14 protein-coding genes and 1 pseudogene are annotated in these 13,258 nt (G+C 72.1%); 11 read left to right on the top strand and 4 right to left on the bottom strand.

The features are described 5' to 3' along the window. Positions 1–310: 310 nt before the first annotated feature. The 3 genes and pseudogenes from ACFYZZ_RS41365 to ACFYZZ_RS41355 form a co-directional block, all read left to right on the top strand. Positions 311–679: pseudogene (locus ACFYZZ_RS41365) on the top strand (NUDIX hydrolase); the annotation flags it as partial. Further along, positions 676–1,698, top strand: a complete 1,023-nt coding sequence (locus ACFYZZ_RS41360) for an ADP-ribosylglycohydrolase family protein (RefSeq protein ID WP_389187982.1) — start codon at positions 676–678, stop codon at positions 1,696–1,698. The pseudogene ACFYZZ_RS41365 and the gene ACFYZZ_RS41360, both read left to right, overlap by 4 nt. Before the next feature lie 4 nt (positions 1,699–1,702). After that, positions 1,703–2,452, top strand: a complete 750-nt coding sequence (locus ACFYZZ_RS41355) for a DNA polymerase beta superfamily protein (RefSeq protein ID WP_389187979.1) — start codon at positions 1,703–1,705, stop codon at positions 2,450–2,452. Here ACFYZZ_RS41355 and ACFYZZ_RS41350 read toward each other — a convergent pair. Then, positions 2,378–3,121, bottom strand: a complete 744-nt coding sequence (locus tag ACFYZZ_RS41350) for a DNA polymerase beta superfamily protein (protein WP_389187976.1) — start codon at positions 3,119–3,121, stop codon at positions 2,378–2,380. The two genes, ACFYZZ_RS41355 and ACFYZZ_RS41350, sit on opposite strands and share 75 nt — an antisense overlap. A gap of 184 nt (positions 3,122–3,305) precedes the next feature. Here ACFYZZ_RS41350 and aroH point away from each other — a divergent pair, with 184 nt between their 5' ends. The 5 genes from aroH to der all read left to right on the top strand — a co-directional run bounded on the left by aroH (position 3,306) and on the right by der (position 7,748). Continuing rightward, positions 3,306–3,668 (top strand): chorismate mutase, encoded by a 363-nt coding sequence (aroH, locus tag ACFYZZ_RS41345; RefSeq protein WP_389187973.1) that lies wholly within the window; start codon positions 3,306–3,308, stop codon positions 3,666–3,668. After that, positions 3,665–4,750: a prephenate dehydrogenase gene (locus ACFYZZ_RS41340; protein ID WP_389187970.1), complete on the top strand. Its 1,086-nt coding sequence runs from the start codon at positions 3,665–3,667 to the stop codon at positions 4,748–4,750. The genes aroH and ACFYZZ_RS41340 overlap by 4 nt, the downstream gene beginning before the upstream one ends. 98 nt (positions 4,751–4,848) lie before the next feature. Next, the gene (gene cmk / locus ACFYZZ_RS41335; RefSeq protein WP_389187967.1) at positions 4,849–5,544 is read left to right on the top strand and encodes a (d)CMP kinase; all 696 of its coding nucleotides are present in this window, start codon (positions 4,849–4,851) and stop codon (positions 5,542–5,544) included. A gap of 53 nt (positions 5,545–5,597) precedes the next feature. Further along, complete coding sequence (locus tag ACFYZZ_RS41330; RefSeq protein ID WP_389188064.1) at positions 5,598–6,185, top strand: lysophospholipid acyltransferase family protein; 588 nt, start codon at positions 5,598–5,600, stop codon at positions 6,183–6,185. 78 nt (positions 6,186–6,263) lie between these two features. Further along, positions 6,264–7,748: a ribosome biogenesis GTPase Der gene (der, locus tag ACFYZZ_RS41325; protein ID WP_386574526.1), complete on the top strand. Its 1,485-nt coding sequence runs from the start codon at positions 6,264–6,266 to the stop codon at positions 7,746–7,748. Positions 7,749–7,817: 69 nt separating this feature from the next. On the opposite strand, the gene ACFYZZ_RS41320 is transcribed toward der, so the two are convergent. After that, positions 7,818–8,213, bottom strand: a complete 396-nt coding sequence (locus tag ACFYZZ_RS41320) for a hypothetical protein (protein ID WP_389187965.1) — start codon at positions 8,211–8,213, stop codon at positions 7,818–7,820. 122 nt (positions 8,214–8,335) lie between these two features. Next, entirely contained in the window at positions 8,336–9,121 is a 786-nt protein-coding gene (locus ACFYZZ_RS41315) for a hypothetical protein (RefSeq protein WP_389188061.1), read from the bottom strand. 540 nt (positions 9,122–9,661) lie between these two features. On the opposite strand from ACFYZZ_RS41315, the gene ACFYZZ_RS41310 reads away from it, so the two are divergent. The 3 genes from ACFYZZ_RS41310 to ACFYZZ_RS41300 all read left to right on the top strand — a co-directional run bounded on the left by ACFYZZ_RS41310 (position 9,662) and on the right by ACFYZZ_RS41300 (position 12,036). Beyond that, positions 9,662–10,366, top strand: a complete 705-nt coding sequence (locus tag ACFYZZ_RS41310; protein ID WP_389187962.1) for a transglycosylase family protein — start codon at positions 9,662–9,664, stop codon at positions 10,364–10,366. A 91-nt stretch (positions 10,367–10,457) separates the two neighbouring features. Further along, positions 10,458–11,456, top strand: coding sequence for a helix-turn-helix transcriptional regulator (locus ACFYZZ_RS41305; protein WP_389187959.1), 999 nt, complete (start codon positions 10,458–10,460; stop codon positions 11,454–11,456). Between the two features lie 364 nt (positions 11,457–11,820). Further along, complete coding sequence (locus ACFYZZ_RS41300; protein ID WP_389187957.1) at positions 11,821–12,036, top strand: I78 family peptidase inhibitor; 216 nt, start codon at positions 11,821–11,823, stop codon at positions 12,034–12,036. A 114-nt stretch (positions 12,037–12,150) separates the two neighbouring features. On the opposite strand, the gene ACFYZZ_RS41295 is transcribed toward ACFYZZ_RS41300, so the two are convergent. Next, positions 12,151–13,185 (bottom strand): phosphatase PAP2 family protein, encoded by a 1,035-nt coding sequence (locus ACFYZZ_RS41295; protein WP_389187954.1) that lies wholly within the window; start codon positions 13,183–13,185, stop codon positions 12,151–12,153. Positions 13,186–13,258: the final 73 nt, after the last annotated feature.

The following is a 13,258-nucleotide window of genomic DNA, read 5'->3' as shown; positions in this document are numbered from 1 at the left end:
GGACCCGGTCCGCGCACTGGCACGCCCCAAACGGTCTTGGGCGCACTGGTCGTCCGCTTTCGCATCCCGGGCGGCGACACGGATCGCGTCCGTGGTCCGAACCGGGCGGGCGGAGTCCCTTACGACCTGGTCAGAGGATGCGGACGGAGGCGACGGGGAGGCCCTGAACCATCTCTCTGGTGGAGCAGGGGCCCCGTACGCTGGCACCGCACCCGGCGTCCCAGATCGCGTAGCTACGCTAGCCTGACCTGCCTGTGACGCCGCAAGCTCGCAGGCCGACCATCACACGATCGGGCTATGTCGACTCGATGCACGCTGCCGCTGGCTGCCGTACGACTGCGCCCGGCCGCTCGCCTTCGACCACGACCGGATCCTGGCCGACGCCCACGAGCGGATCGGCGGCCGGCTGGAGAACAGCTGCGTCGCCACCGCCTTCTGCCCGCCCGAGTTCACCCTCGGCGAGCTGCAGCAGGTCTACGAGACGGTGTGGGGCACGGCCCTGGACCGCCCCAACTTCCGCCGCAAGGTGCTTGCCACCCCCGGATTCGTGGAACCCGTCCCCGGCGCCGCCCGGCTGACCGGTGGCCGCGGCAAACCGGCCGCGCTCTACCGCGCGGGCACCGCCACCACCCTGCACCCGCCTCTCCTTCGACCGTCCCGGGAAGGACGCCCCGCATGACCACCTTCCACGCGAGCAAGCGCCCCGCCTCCGGATCCCTGACCGGACTCGCCCTCGGGGACGCCCTCGGCTTCCCGACCGAGTTCAACGACGTGCCCTCGATCCTCGCCAAGTGCGGACCCTGGCGGGAGATGCAGCTGCCGCAGCGCGCCTTCGTCTCCGACGACACCCAGATGACCCTCGCCGTCGGCCGCGCGCTCAGGACCGCCATGGACCGGGGGGTGCTCGCGCCGAGGCGGCTGGCGCGGCCGCTGCGCGAGGAGTTCGTGGACTGGTACCAGTCCCCGGAGAACGACCGCGCCCCCGGCCGCACCTGCCTGACCGCCTGCAGCCTGCTGAAGGAGGAGGGCCGGATCTGGCAGGACGCCAGCCAGATCGGCTCCAAGGGCTGCGGCGCCAACATGCGCGTCGCCCCCGTCGGGCTCGCCCCCGGCCTCTGCGACGAACAGCGCGCCGGCGCCGCCCAGTTGCAGTCCGCGCTCACCCACGGACACCCCACCGCGCTGGCCGCCTCCGACCTGACCGCCCGCGCCGTCCACCTGCTCGCCCGGGGCACCGACCCGGCCGGGCTCGTCGGACAGCTGCGCTCGTACGCCCAGGACAACCGCAGCCGCTACCACCACACCTGGCTCGGCGACCTGTGGACCCGCTCCCAGGACCCCGGCCCCGAGCACTTCATCGCGCGCGGCTGGGACGAGTGCCTGGAGATCCTCGACCGCGTCCAGGAGGCCGTGCGCACCGTCTCCCCGGAGACTGACCCGTGCCTGGCCACCGGAGCGGGCTGGATCGCCGAAGAGGCCTTCGCCACCGGGCTGCTGTGCTTCCTGCTCTTCCCCGACGAGCCCGTCACCGCCCTGCGCCGGGCCGCCTGCTCCTCGGGCGACTCGGACTCGATCGCCTGCCTCACCGGCGCCTTCGCGGGCGCCTGGCTTGGTGCGGACGCCTGGCCCACCGAGTGGGCCGACCGGATCGAGTACCGGGGGGACCTGTTGGCCCTGGGGGCGCTCTGGGACGCTTAGGCCCATGATCGACGAACTCGACATGGACCTGACGCCGGTGATCGCCGAACAGCCCGACCCGCTGCTGTTCGCGACCGTCTCCGGAGCCCACCTCTACGGCTTCCCGTCCCAGGACTCCGACCTGGACCTGCGCGGCGCCCACCTGCTGCCCACCGCCGACCTGGTCGGGCTGCGCGAGCCGGAGGAGACGCGGTCGCGGGCGTGGGTGCGGTTCGGCGTCGAGATGGACCTCGTCACCCATGACGTGCGCAAGTTCGTACGGCTGATGCTCCGGCGCAACGGCTATGTGCTGGAGCAGCTGCTCTCGCCCCTGGTCGCGCACACCACCGAGGAGCACCGGGAGCTGATCGCCCTGGTGCCGGGCGTGCTCACCAGCCACCACGCCCACCACTACCGCGGGTTCGCGGTGACCCAGTGGCGGCTGTTCGAGAAGACCGGCGAACTCAAGCCGCTGCTCTACACGTTCCGTGTGCTGCTCACCGGCGTCCACCTGATGCGCAGCGGCGAGGTGCAGGCCCATCTGCCCACGCTCCTGGAGCAGGTGGACGCGCCCGGCTACCTGCCCGAGCTGATAGCCGCCAAGGCGGAGCAGGAGCACGGCACCGCCGACGTCGAGCACGCGCGCGTGGAGGCCGACGTGGAGCGGCTGCACGCCGTGCTCGACGCGGCGCAGGCCGCCTCAGCTCTGCCCGACGCGCCCAGCGCGCACGACGCCCTGCACGACTTCGTGGTGCGCGTCAGGCGAGCAGGCTGACGCACGGCGCACCCGGTACAGGAAGTCGGCCACGCGCGCGTGGTCCGGCTCCGGCGGCAGCGGGGTGCGGTGCAGGGCCTGCTCGGTCTCGTCCGCGAGCCGGACCATCCACGCCTCGACCCGGGTCCAGGGGACCTCGCCCCGCTTCACCGCCAGCAGCGGGTCCCGCAGGCCACCGACGTCGAGCCGCAGCTCTCCGGTGCGCAGCAGGTCGCGGGCGCTCATCAGCAGGCGGAGCAGATGCATCGCGTGCTTCCAGCGCGGGGCGCCCGTCGTACGCACGTCGGCGTCCAGCTTGCGGCGCTGGCCGAGGGCGTAGCGGGTGAAGGTGTCGTGGGCGCGCCGGGAGAGGAAGGCGCCGCGCAGGGCCAGCAGCTCGCGGCCGGTGTCGTCCACGTGCTCCACCAGCGGGGAGTGCAGGCACTCCAGGATGTTCGGGTTGCCGCGCAGGGCCAGCTCGCAGAACCGCTCCAGCTCCCAGGAGAACTGCTCCTCGTCCGGTCCCTCCACATGCGTCGGCGGCTTCTCGAACCGCCAGAACAGCGGGGTGGGGGCGAGGAAGACGCCCCTGCGGTCGGTGTCGCTGGTGTCCGTGGCCAGGCCGAAGGCCCGCGATCCCATGACACAGGCGTAGATCGTGTGGTCGCGTACGAGGTCCTCGGGCTGCATCCCCGGAGCGTACGCGCGCCGCTCACGCCAGGCGGATCGAATTTCCGTGCGGCATCTTTGCCTGAAGGGTGTCCAAGATGAAGGAAACGAGTCTCAGCCCGCGGGCGCCGCGCACCCTGCCTGCGTGCTCTGACTACGCTGGACGGACCAAGAGCCGATACGCATGTCAGCAAGGAGCAGCGCCGTGGCGGTACGAGCGGTCCGGGGGGCCGTCCAACTGGAGCGGGACGACGCCGGTCACATGGACGAGCAGGTGGGCGCCCTGCTCACCGCCGTCCTGGAGCGGAACGGGCTCACCACCGACGACCTGATCAGCATCTGGTTCACGGCCACCCCCGACCTGCACAGCGACTTCCCGGCGGCCGCCGCCCGCAAGCTCGGCATCGTCGACGTCCCGCTGATCTGCGCCCAGGAGCTGGACATCGAGGGCGCCATGCCCCGGGTCGTCCGGGTGCTCGCGCACATCGAGTCGGACACGCCCCGCGCCGACATCGCCCACGTCTACCTCGGCGCCGCCGCCGCTCTGCGCAAGGACATCGCCCAGTGAGGACCGCACTCGTCATCGGCACCGGGCTCATCGGCACCTCCGCCGCGCTCGCCCTGACCCAGCGGGGCGTCGTCGTCCACCTCGACGACCACGACCCCGAGCAGGCCCGTACGGCGGCCGCGCTCGGCGCCGGCACCGACGCGGCCCCCGAGGGCCCGGTCGACCTCGCGATCGTCGCCGCCCCGCCCGCCCACGTGGCCGCGGTCCTCGCGGACGCCATGGCCCGGGGAGTGGCGCGCGGCTACGTCGACGTGGCCAGCGTCAAGGGCGGCCCGCGCCGCGAGCTGGAGGCCCGCGGCCTCGACCTCTCCTCCTACATCGGCACCCACCCCATGTCCGGCCGGGAGAAGTCCGGCCCGCTGGCCGCGACCGGCGACCTCTTCGAGGGCCGCCCCTGGGTGCTCACCCCGACCCGGGACACCGACACCGAGGTGCTGAACCTCGCCCTGGAACTGGTCTCGCACTGCCGGGCCGTGCCGGTCGTCATGGACGCCGACGCGCACGACCGGGCCGTCGCCCTCGTCTCCCACATGCCCCACCTGGTCTCCAGCATGGTCGCCGCGCGCCTGGAGCACGCCGAGGAGGCGGCCGTACGCCTGTGCGGGCAGGGCATCCGCGACGTGACCCGGATCGCCGCCTCCGACCCCCGGATGTGGATCGACATCCTCTCCGCCAACCCCGGCCCGGTCGCCGACCTCCTCGCCGACGTCTCCTCCGACCTGGACGAGACCGTCCGCGCCCTGCGCGCCCTGCAGTCCTCCGACGAGGACAAGCGGCACGAGGGCAGCCAGGGCATCGAGGACGTGCTGCGCCGCGGGAACGCGGGGCAGGTGCGGGTCCCGGGCAAGCACGGCAGCGCGCCGCGCGTGTACGACACCGTCGTCGTCCTCATCGACGACCAGCCCGGCCAGCTGGCCCGCATCTTCGCGGACGCGGGACGGGCCGGGGTCAACGTCGAGGACGTACGCATCGAGCACGCGACCGGACAGCAGGCCGGTCTGGTCCAGCTCATGGTCGAGCCGAAGGCCGCACCGGTCCTGAAGGAAGCCCTGCGGGAGCGGGGCTGGGCCCTGCGGCAGTAAAGCCCGGTGAGGGCGCCTCCCGGGAGCCAGTAACCTTGTGCGGGACGCCCTCGCGTCCCACACCCACCCACCACCCTTCACCAGGAAGGTGCCCTCCCGTGGAAAACGGCGCCGCCCCGACCGCCAAGCCCGTGATCGTCGCGATCGACGGCCCCTCCGGCACGGGCAAGTCGAGCACGTCGAAGGCCGTCGCCGCGCAGCTCGGCCTGAGCTACCTGGACACCGGCGCCCAGTACCGGGCGATCACCTGGTGGATGGTGAGCAACGGCATCGACCTGGAGGACCCGACCGCGATCGCGGCCGTCGCCGGCAAGCCGGAGATCGTCTCCGGCACCGACCCGGCCGCCCCGACCATCACGGTCGACGGCGTCGACGTGGCCGGCCCGATCCGCACCCAGGAGGTCACCTCCAAGGTCAGCGCGGTCAGCGCGGTGCCCGAGGTGCGCTCGCGGATCACCGAGCTGCAGCGCTCGCTGGCCGCCGGCGCGGAGTACGGCATAGTGGTCGAGGGCCGCGACATCGGTACGACCGTGCTGCCGGACGCCGACCTGAAGATCTTCCTCACCGCATCGCCGGAGGCCCGTGCGGCCCGCCGCAGCGGCGAGCTGAAGGGTGTGGACGTCCACACCACCCGCGAGGCGCTGATCAAGCGGGACGCGGCCGACTCCAGCCGCAAGACCTCGCCGCTCGCCAAGGCCGGCGACGCCGTCGAGGTCGACACCACCGAGCTCACCCTCGCCCAGGTCATCGAGTGCGTCGTCACCCTGGTCGAGGAGAAGCGAGCCGGGAAGTGAGCCTCCCGTCCGAGCGGGGCGCCGAGGTCGGGCGGCGCATCGGCGTCGGCCTGATGAACGGGCTGTGGAAGCCGCGCGTGCTCGGCGCCTGGAGGGTGCCCGCGAGCGGCCCGGCGATCCTCGCCGTCAACCACTCCCACAACATCGACGGCCCGATGGTCATGGGCGTGTCGCCCCGGCCGACGCACTTCCTGATCAAGAAGGAGGCGTTCGTCGGTCCGCTGGGCACGTTCCTGACCGGCATCGGCCAGCTGAAGGTGGACCGCACCTCCGCCGACCGCACGGCGATCAGCGACGCCCTCGGAGTCCTGGACAACGGGGGAGTGCTCGGCATCTTCCCGGAGGGCACCCGGGGCGAGGGCGACTTCGCCTCGCTGCGCGCCGGGCTCGCCTACTTCGCGGTCCGCAGCGGGGCACCGATCGTGCCCGTGGCGGTGCTGGGAAGTTCCGAGAAGCCGGGACGGTTGATGAAGGGACTGCCCCCGCTGCGCTCCCGCGTCGACGTCGTCTTCGGCGACCCGTTCGAGGCGGGCGACGGCAGCGGACGGCGTACGCGCAGGGCGCTGGACGAGGCGACCGAGCGCATCCAGAAGCAGCTCACCAGCCACCTGGAAAACGCCAGGCGCCTGACCGGGCGCTAGGCGACACTTGAGTAGTGGATCAGCCCCCTGACGGGCCGCTCCACCGATCACCACGATGAACGACGAGGTACGGACTTCATGAACGACCAGATCCAGCCCGACGGCTCGGCCGAGCACGAGTACGAGCACGGGGCGCTCGGCGACGCCGAGTACGCGGAGTTCATGGAGCTCGCCGCCGAAGAGGGCTTCGACATCGAGGATGTCGAGGGCGCCATCGAGGCGGCCGGCCATGGTCCGCTGCCCGTGCTCGCCGTCGTCGGCCGCCCCAATGTCGGCAAGTCGACCCTGGTGAACCGGATCATCGGCCGCCGCGAGGCGGTCGTCGAGGACAAGCCGGGCGTCACCCGCGACCGGGTCACCTACGAGGCCGAGTGGGCGGGCCGCCGCTTCAAGGTCGTCGACACCGGCGGCTGGGAGCAGGACGTCCTCGGCATCGACGCCTCCGTGGCCGCCCAGGCCGAGTACGCGATCGAGGCGGCCGACGCGGTCGTCTTCGTCGTGGACGCCAAGGTCGGCGCCACCGACACCGACGAGGCGGTCGTACGACTGCTGCGCAAGGCCGGCAAGCCGGTCGTGCTGTGCGCCAACAAGGTCGACGGCCCGAGCGGCGAGGCCGACGCGGCCTACCTGTGGTCCCTGGGCCTCGGCGAGCCCCACCCGGTCTCGGCCCTGCACGGCCGCGGCACCGGCGACATGCTCGACGCCGTCCTGGAGGCCCTGCCGCCCGCGCCCGAGCAGACCTTCGGCGGCGCCGCGGTCGGCGGCCCGCGCCGCATCGCCCTGATCGGCCGCCCGAACGTGGGCAAGTCCTCCCTCCTGAACAAGGTGGCCGGCGAGGAGCGCGTCGTCGTCAACGAGCTGGCGGGCACCACCCGCGACCCGGTCGACGAGCTGATCGAACTGGGCGGCGTGACCTGGAAGTTCGTCGACACCGCCGGCATCCGCAAGCGCGTCCACCTCCAGCAGGGCGCCGACTACTACGCCTCCCTGCGCACGGCCGCGGCCGTGGAGAAGGCCGAGGTCGCGGTCATCCTGATCGACGCCTCCGAGAACATCTCCGTGCAGGACCAGCGGATCATCACCATGGCCGTCGAGGCCGGCCGCGCGATGGTCATCGCCTACAACAAGTGGGACACCCTCGACGAGGAGCGCCGCTACTACCTGGAGCGGGAGATCGAGACCGAGCTGGCCCAGATCGCCTGGGCACCCCGCGTCAACGTCTCGGCCCGCACCGGCCGTCACATGGAGAAGCTGGTCCCGGCCATCGAGACCGCGCTCGCCGGCTGGGAGACCCGCGTGCCCACCGGCCGTCTGAACGCCTTCCTCGGCGAGCTGGTCTCGGCCCACCCGCACCCGGTCCGGGGCGGCAAGCAGCCGCGCATCCTGTTCGGCACCCAGGCCGGCACCAAGCCGCCGCGGTTCGTCCTCTTCGCCTCCGGCTTCATCGAGGCGGGCTACCGGCGCTTCATCGAGCGACGCCTGCGCGAGGAGTTCGGCTTCGAGGGCACCCCGATCCACATCTCGGTGCGGGTGCGCGAGAAGCGCGGCACGAAGAAGAAGTAGTACCTCCACGGCACATCACGAAGGGCGGCTCCTGTGCCAGGAGCCGCCCTTCGCCCGTACGTACGTACGTCACAGACCCCGGCGCGGAGCAGGCGGCAGCCCCGCCGGAACATGGTGCATCCCGGTGTCCTGCTGCCGCCCGAGGGTGCCGATCCGCTGCCACTGCGACTGCTGCCGCGCGCTGTAGGCCCCCGCGCTGTAGGCGCTGTACGAGCTGCTGAACGACCCCGGCCGGTGTCCGCCGTACGAGCCCGTGCCGTGCGGCATGTTCCCGAAGGCCGTGAAGTCCAGCCCCTCCTCGCCGCTGCGGTCACCCGGGAGCGTACGGAAGGTCTTGACCCACTCCGCGTAGAGCGAGTCGTAGATCGGCGTGGCCGATGACCTACCGACCCCCTCCTGCCCCGTCCGCGCGGACGGAACGGAGGGGAAGGCGGACCGGCGGGAGGAAGCGTCGTATGCGTGCACGTATGTCCAAACGACGGCAACCTTGAAGGGATGCGGCCGGTGTACGGCATTCAGGGGCGTGACAAGCCACGAATCACCCGCGGCCGCCGAACTGCCCGCAGCCCCCGGCCCTCAGACGACTGTCAGGTACCCGCGAGAGGCATCGCCGCAGCCACCAGCTTTCCGTTCGCCGCGGCCTTGTCCAGCGCCTCCCGCAGCAGGTCCTCCCGAGGCTGCCGCCCGATGGACCCCACCGGCGCGGCGAACATCAGCACCTGCTGGTGCTTGTTGGCGGCGGCCCGCCAGCTGTCCGTCACCTGCAGCGGCTGATGCGCCTGCCACCAGGCCACCGGCTGCCCTCCGTTGGTGCCCGGCTGCAGCACCGCGTGCAGCTGTCCGACGGCGAGCAGCACCGACCAGCCGTGCAGCACCGCCGGAACGGTCGCCAGCTCGGTCAGCGGCATGAAGCCCTGCTCGATGAGGAGCGGAAGGAAGTCGTCACCGGCCGCGACGGAGCCGGGGCGCACGATGGGCGCGGTCGGCTCGACCACGAGCGCGGGGTGCAACTCGCCCTCGACGAGGACGAGTCCGCTGGTCACGCCGAGCACGGCCTGCTCGGGCACGGCCCGGTGCGGCTCGCCCACACCGGCGGCGCTGCCGCCGATGGAGCGGACCGCGCCCTGCAGCTGCTCCTCGGTGACCTGGACGACCTGCGAGGGCAGGCAGCTGGCGTGGGCGAAGGCGAGCACGGCGGTCTCGTCGCCGACGAACAGAACGGTGCTGGTGCGCTCCTGCTCGGAGTCGCCCGGGGTGCGGCAGGACGTGCAGTCGTAACTGCCCGGGGCGTTCTCTCCGGCGAGCAGCCGGTCGGCTTCTTCGTCGCCGATCTCGGCGCGTACGGCGTCACTGACGTCGAGCATGCGCGGCACGGTGGCTCCCATCGGGATGCGGTGCTGGGTCGGCCGGGTGGCTCCCGGCCCCTGAGCCCCGGGGTTCCGGGCTCATGAAGAAGACAACGGGCGTCCTGTGGTGGTGGTCACGCCCAGGGGATAACGGAATCGAACCAACCACCGCACAGGGTCACCGTCTGCACGGAATCGGCCACTCCCCGTCAACTCCTCGCGCAGTCAAGGAACTTGAATGGGTGAAGTGGGTCACGGATCGCCTGAGCGGGTGGTCGAAAAATCATGAAATCGGCGGATGAAAGGGCTGGCCTAAAATCGCCGATACCCAGGGTAACGGCGAACTGGCCTGGAATGACAGGGAGTTGGTTGATATCGGCGGCCGGATCTCCCTACATTCCTCCGCCGTGTGCAGCGAGCACCGCTCGGGTACGTCCGCCGGCCGGCACCAGGCAGAGCACGATCAGGTACCGGCCGCGGCGGACGGGGCGGGCGCGACGAACCGCGGTCCTACGCGGGGAGGCGTGCTCCGCCTGGGGGAGCCCGGGTTCGTGGAGAGGGAATTACATGTCCGAGTGTGCCGATACCACCCGCAACACCGCTCGTCACGACAGCGCCCGCAAGGGCCGTACGACGGCCGCCCTCGCCGGGGCGGCGCTGCTGGCCCCGCTGGGGCTGCTGGCCGCGACCGGCAACGCCGCCGCGGCGGACAACGGAGTGTGGGACCGCATCGCCCAGTGCGAGAGCGGTGGCAACTGGCACATCAACACCGGCAACGGCTACTACGGCGGGCTCCAGTTCTCCGCCGGCACCTGGCGCGCGTACGGCGGCACCGCCTACGCCCCGACGGCCGACCAGGCCTCCAGGAGCGCGCAGATCGCCGTCGCCACCAAGGTTCAGCACGCCCAGGGCTGGGGCGCCTGGCCGGTCTGCTCGGCGCGGGCCGGAGCCTCCGGTTCGGCACCGGCGGCCGGCTCCCCGAGCACGAACACCTCGGGCACGAGCGCCTCGAAGAGCAGCGCGACGACGAAGTCCGCCCCGTCCAAGTCCGCCGCCCCGGCCAGGTCCGCACCGGCGAAGGCGCCGGAACGCGCGACGGGCCACACCGACCGCAGTGCCTCCCGCGGTGACTACACCGTCCGCGAGGGCGACACCCTGAGCGCCATCGCCGCCCGGCACGGGACCACCTGGCAGCGGATCTACGCCGCCAACGAGAAGGTCATCGGCGGCGACCCGAACCTGATCGTGCCCGGCCAGCACCTCGCGCTCTGAGACAGACGACGGGTGCCGAGCGCCCGACCGGTACAGCCGCTGTCCTGAATGAGGACAGCGGCTGTCCGCATCGGCTGGCAGACTCGGCCTCATGTTGGAGACCTCGGCACGACTGCTGCGCCTGCTCTCGCTGCTCCAGGCCCACCGCGAGTGGTCCGGCGCCGAACTCGCCGAGCGGCTCGGTGTCACCCCGCGCACGGTCCGCCGGGACGTGGACCGGCTGCGCGAACTGGGCTACCCGGTCAACGCGAGCCCCGGCACCGGCGGTGGCTACCAGCTCGGTGTGGGCGCCGAACTGCCCCCGCTGCTGCTGGACGACGACGAGGCCGTCGCCGTCGCCGTCGGACTGCGCACCGCGGCGGGACAGGGCATCGAGGGCATCGGCGAGACCTCCGTACGCGCCCTGGCCAAACTGGAACAGGTGCTGCCGGACCGGCTGCGCCGCCGGGTTGGCGCCCTCAACGCCTTCACCGTGCCGATGCTGCGCCCCGGTCCGCCGTCGGCCCCCGTCGACCCGGCCGTGCTCACCGAACTCGCCCATCTGTGCCGGGACGCCGAGCGGCTGCGCTTCGAGTACCTGAGCCACGAGGGCACGGTCAGCCGCCGTACCGTCGAGCCGCACCGGCTGGTGTGCACCGAGCGGCGCTGGTACCTGGTCGCCTGGGACGTGGACCGGGCGGACTGGCGGACCTTCCGCGTCGACCGCATCACGCCGAAGCCGCCGCACGGCCCGCGCTTCGACCCGCGTGAGCCACCCGCGGAGGATCTCGCCGCCTATGTGTCGAAGGGCGTCTCCACGAGCGCGTACGCCGCGCAGTCCACCGTCCGGCTGCTGGCGCCGCTGCGGACGGCGGCCGAGCGGATCTCGCCGTCCGCGGGGATGCTGGAGGCCGACGGAGAGGACGCGTGCATCCTGCGCAGCGGTGCCCCGAACCTCGAGGTGATGGTCATTCACATCATGATGACGGGCCTCCCCTTCGAGGTGCTGGAGCCCGTCGAGCTGAACGAGGTGATCAGGAGCGTCCGGGACCGGCTGGACGCCGCACTGGCGCGGGCGGCGGGGCCGCGGGGCGGATCCGGGACGGACTGACGCGTACGTCGGTCGTGTGCTGAATCCGTGAATTTCCTATGCGGTGTCAGCTCGCCGGTCATGGCGCCGGATTCCGCGGGGAATCGCACCCGGGACCCACTCAGATCCGCATCGAGGGGTATTCCGGCGGGTAATTCGAGGGGCTGCTCCGACACGCGGGAATTCTGTTCGATTGCCCCGGTGGGCGGTACGGAAACCCCCGTACGTGTGATGCCTGCTGCGACAGCAGTTGATGTCACGGCGACGGAAACGAGTGTCGGGAACCTGTGACAGAAGTGTGACCGGAGAGGGACCGGGAGAGCGCCGGGACGCGGTACGCCGGTACCGGCTTCCGTCGCCGTCCGATGCGGCCTAGCGTGGCCGCATGGCACCGATTCCCACTCCGCCAGCGGAGCCCCAGGACAGTCCGGACGGGTACGTCGGCCTCGACGCCGCGCGCGCCGAGCGGCTCGCTCGGGAGCGCGGGTGGTCGACGGTACGGTCGCTGCCGCCGGGCACGATCATCACCATGGAGTACCGGGTGGGCCGGCTCAACTTCGAGGTGCGGGACGGCCGGGTGGCCCGCGCCTGGAAGGGCTGACCCCGCTCCCGCCGGCCGCTGCGACGAAGGCCCCGCTCCCGGGAACAGGGAGCGGGGCCTTCGTCATGGCGGGGGGTTGGCTGTGCGTACCGGCCCCGCCGCCGTGGTGGAGCGTCAGTTGCCGGTCAGCGGGCGGGCCGGCTGGGAGGTGCCGCGCGGGATGCGGTCGGCGTGCGGCGGACGGCGGCTGCCCGCCGGGGTGACCGGGGTGCGCTCCGAACGGGCCGTGTGCGGGCCCGGGGCCAGATGGATCGGGACCCGGGAGCCGCGCACCGGCGACACCGGCTCGCGCGCCGGGGCGACGCTCTGCTCGGCGGGCGCGGGGCGCGGCTTGAGCAGCACCGGTGAGGGCGTGACCGGGACGGCTGGCGCGGGCACCGTACGGTCGCCGCGGGCGCGCCAGCGGTCGCGCAGGTCGAAGAGCGCGGTCTCGGCCCTGGTGATCAGCGGCTCGAACCAGGGCAGGGCGAGCAGGATCAGCAGGCCCGCGGCCCAGCCCAGCAGCACGTCGCTCAGCCAGTGCGTACCGAGGTAGACGGTGGTGAGGCCGACGCCGAGCGAGGTGACCGCGGAGAGCGCGGACAGCCAGCGGCGCGCTCTCGGGGAGGAGGCCAGATACGCCAGGATTCCCCAGGTCACCACCGCGTTGGCGGTGTGGCCGCTGGGAAATATATCGCCGCCCAGACCCATCTCGTTCGAGCCGATCACGGTCGCGTAGTGCGGACCGAGCCGCCCCATGCCGAGCTTGGCGGCGCCGACCGTGATGTTGAGCAGCAGCAGCGAGGTGGCCAGGGTCAGCAGCGGGCGGAGCGTGTGCTGCCGCCAGGAGCGCCAGCCGAGCCAGGCCGCGACCATCACGGCGGTGGGGCCGCGCTGGCCTAGCACCACGTAGTAGTCGAGGAAGGCGTGGATCTGCGGCCACTGCTGGTAGGGCCGGAAGAACATGACCTGCCAGTCGAGCCGGACCAGCCAGGAGGTGATCACCACGGCCCAGACGATCGCCAGGTAAAAGGCGAGGGTCGCGGTGAACAGCACGACCCGGTGCCGGCTCATCCTCGGCACATCGATGTGAGCCGGTCGTTCCGGCTCACGGTCCAGCCTGGCGAACACCCGGTCCAGACTCCGGGTGAGGTTTCGTTCGGTACGCACCCAATCGACGTTACAGCGAGTGAGCTCTGTTCCCGGTCGAAACAGCGGCTTTGTGATGACGATGTGATGTGGG

Origin of the sequence: Streptomyces sp. NPDC001816, from assembly GCF_042892235.1 — a bacterium.
Lineage (GTDB): Bacteria > Actinomycetota > Actinomycetes > Streptomycetales > Streptomycetaceae > Streptomyces.
This window is presented reverse-complemented; position numbering and strand designations above follow the sequence as displayed.

Bases quoted from the DNA above. Each gene is read 5' to 3' on its own strand.
- ACFYZZ_RS41360 (WP_389187982.1), top strand. From the start codon at position 676: ATGACCACCTTCCACGCGAGCAAGCGCCCCGCCTCCGGATCCCTGACC.
- ACFYZZ_RS41355 (WP_389187979.1), top strand. From the start codon at position 1,703: ATGATCGACGAACTCGACATGGACCTGACGCCGGTGATCGCCGAACAG.
- ACFYZZ_RS41350 (WP_389187976.1), bottom strand. From the start codon at position 3,121: ATGCAGCCCGAGGACCTCGTACGCGACCACACGATCTACGCCTGTGTC.
- ACFYZZ_RS41330 (WP_389188064.1), top strand. From the start codon at position 5,598: ATGAACGGGCTGTGGAAGCCGCGCGTGCTCGGCGCCTGGAGGGTGCCC.
- der (WP_386574526.1), top strand. From the start codon at position 6,264: ATGAACGACCAGATCCAGCCCGACGGCTCGGCCGAGCACGAGTACGAG.
- ACFYZZ_RS41310 (WP_389187962.1), top strand. From the start codon at position 9,662: ATGTCCGAGTGTGCCGATACCACCCGCAACACCGCTCGTCACGACAGC.
- ACFYZZ_RS41305 (WP_389187959.1), top strand. From the start codon at position 10,458: ATGTTGGAGACCTCGGCACGACTGCTGCGCCTGCTCTCGCTGCTCCAG.
- ACFYZZ_RS41300 (WP_389187957.1), top strand. From the start codon at position 11,821: ATGGCACCGATTCCCACTCCGCCAGCGGAGCCCCAGGACAGTCCGGAC.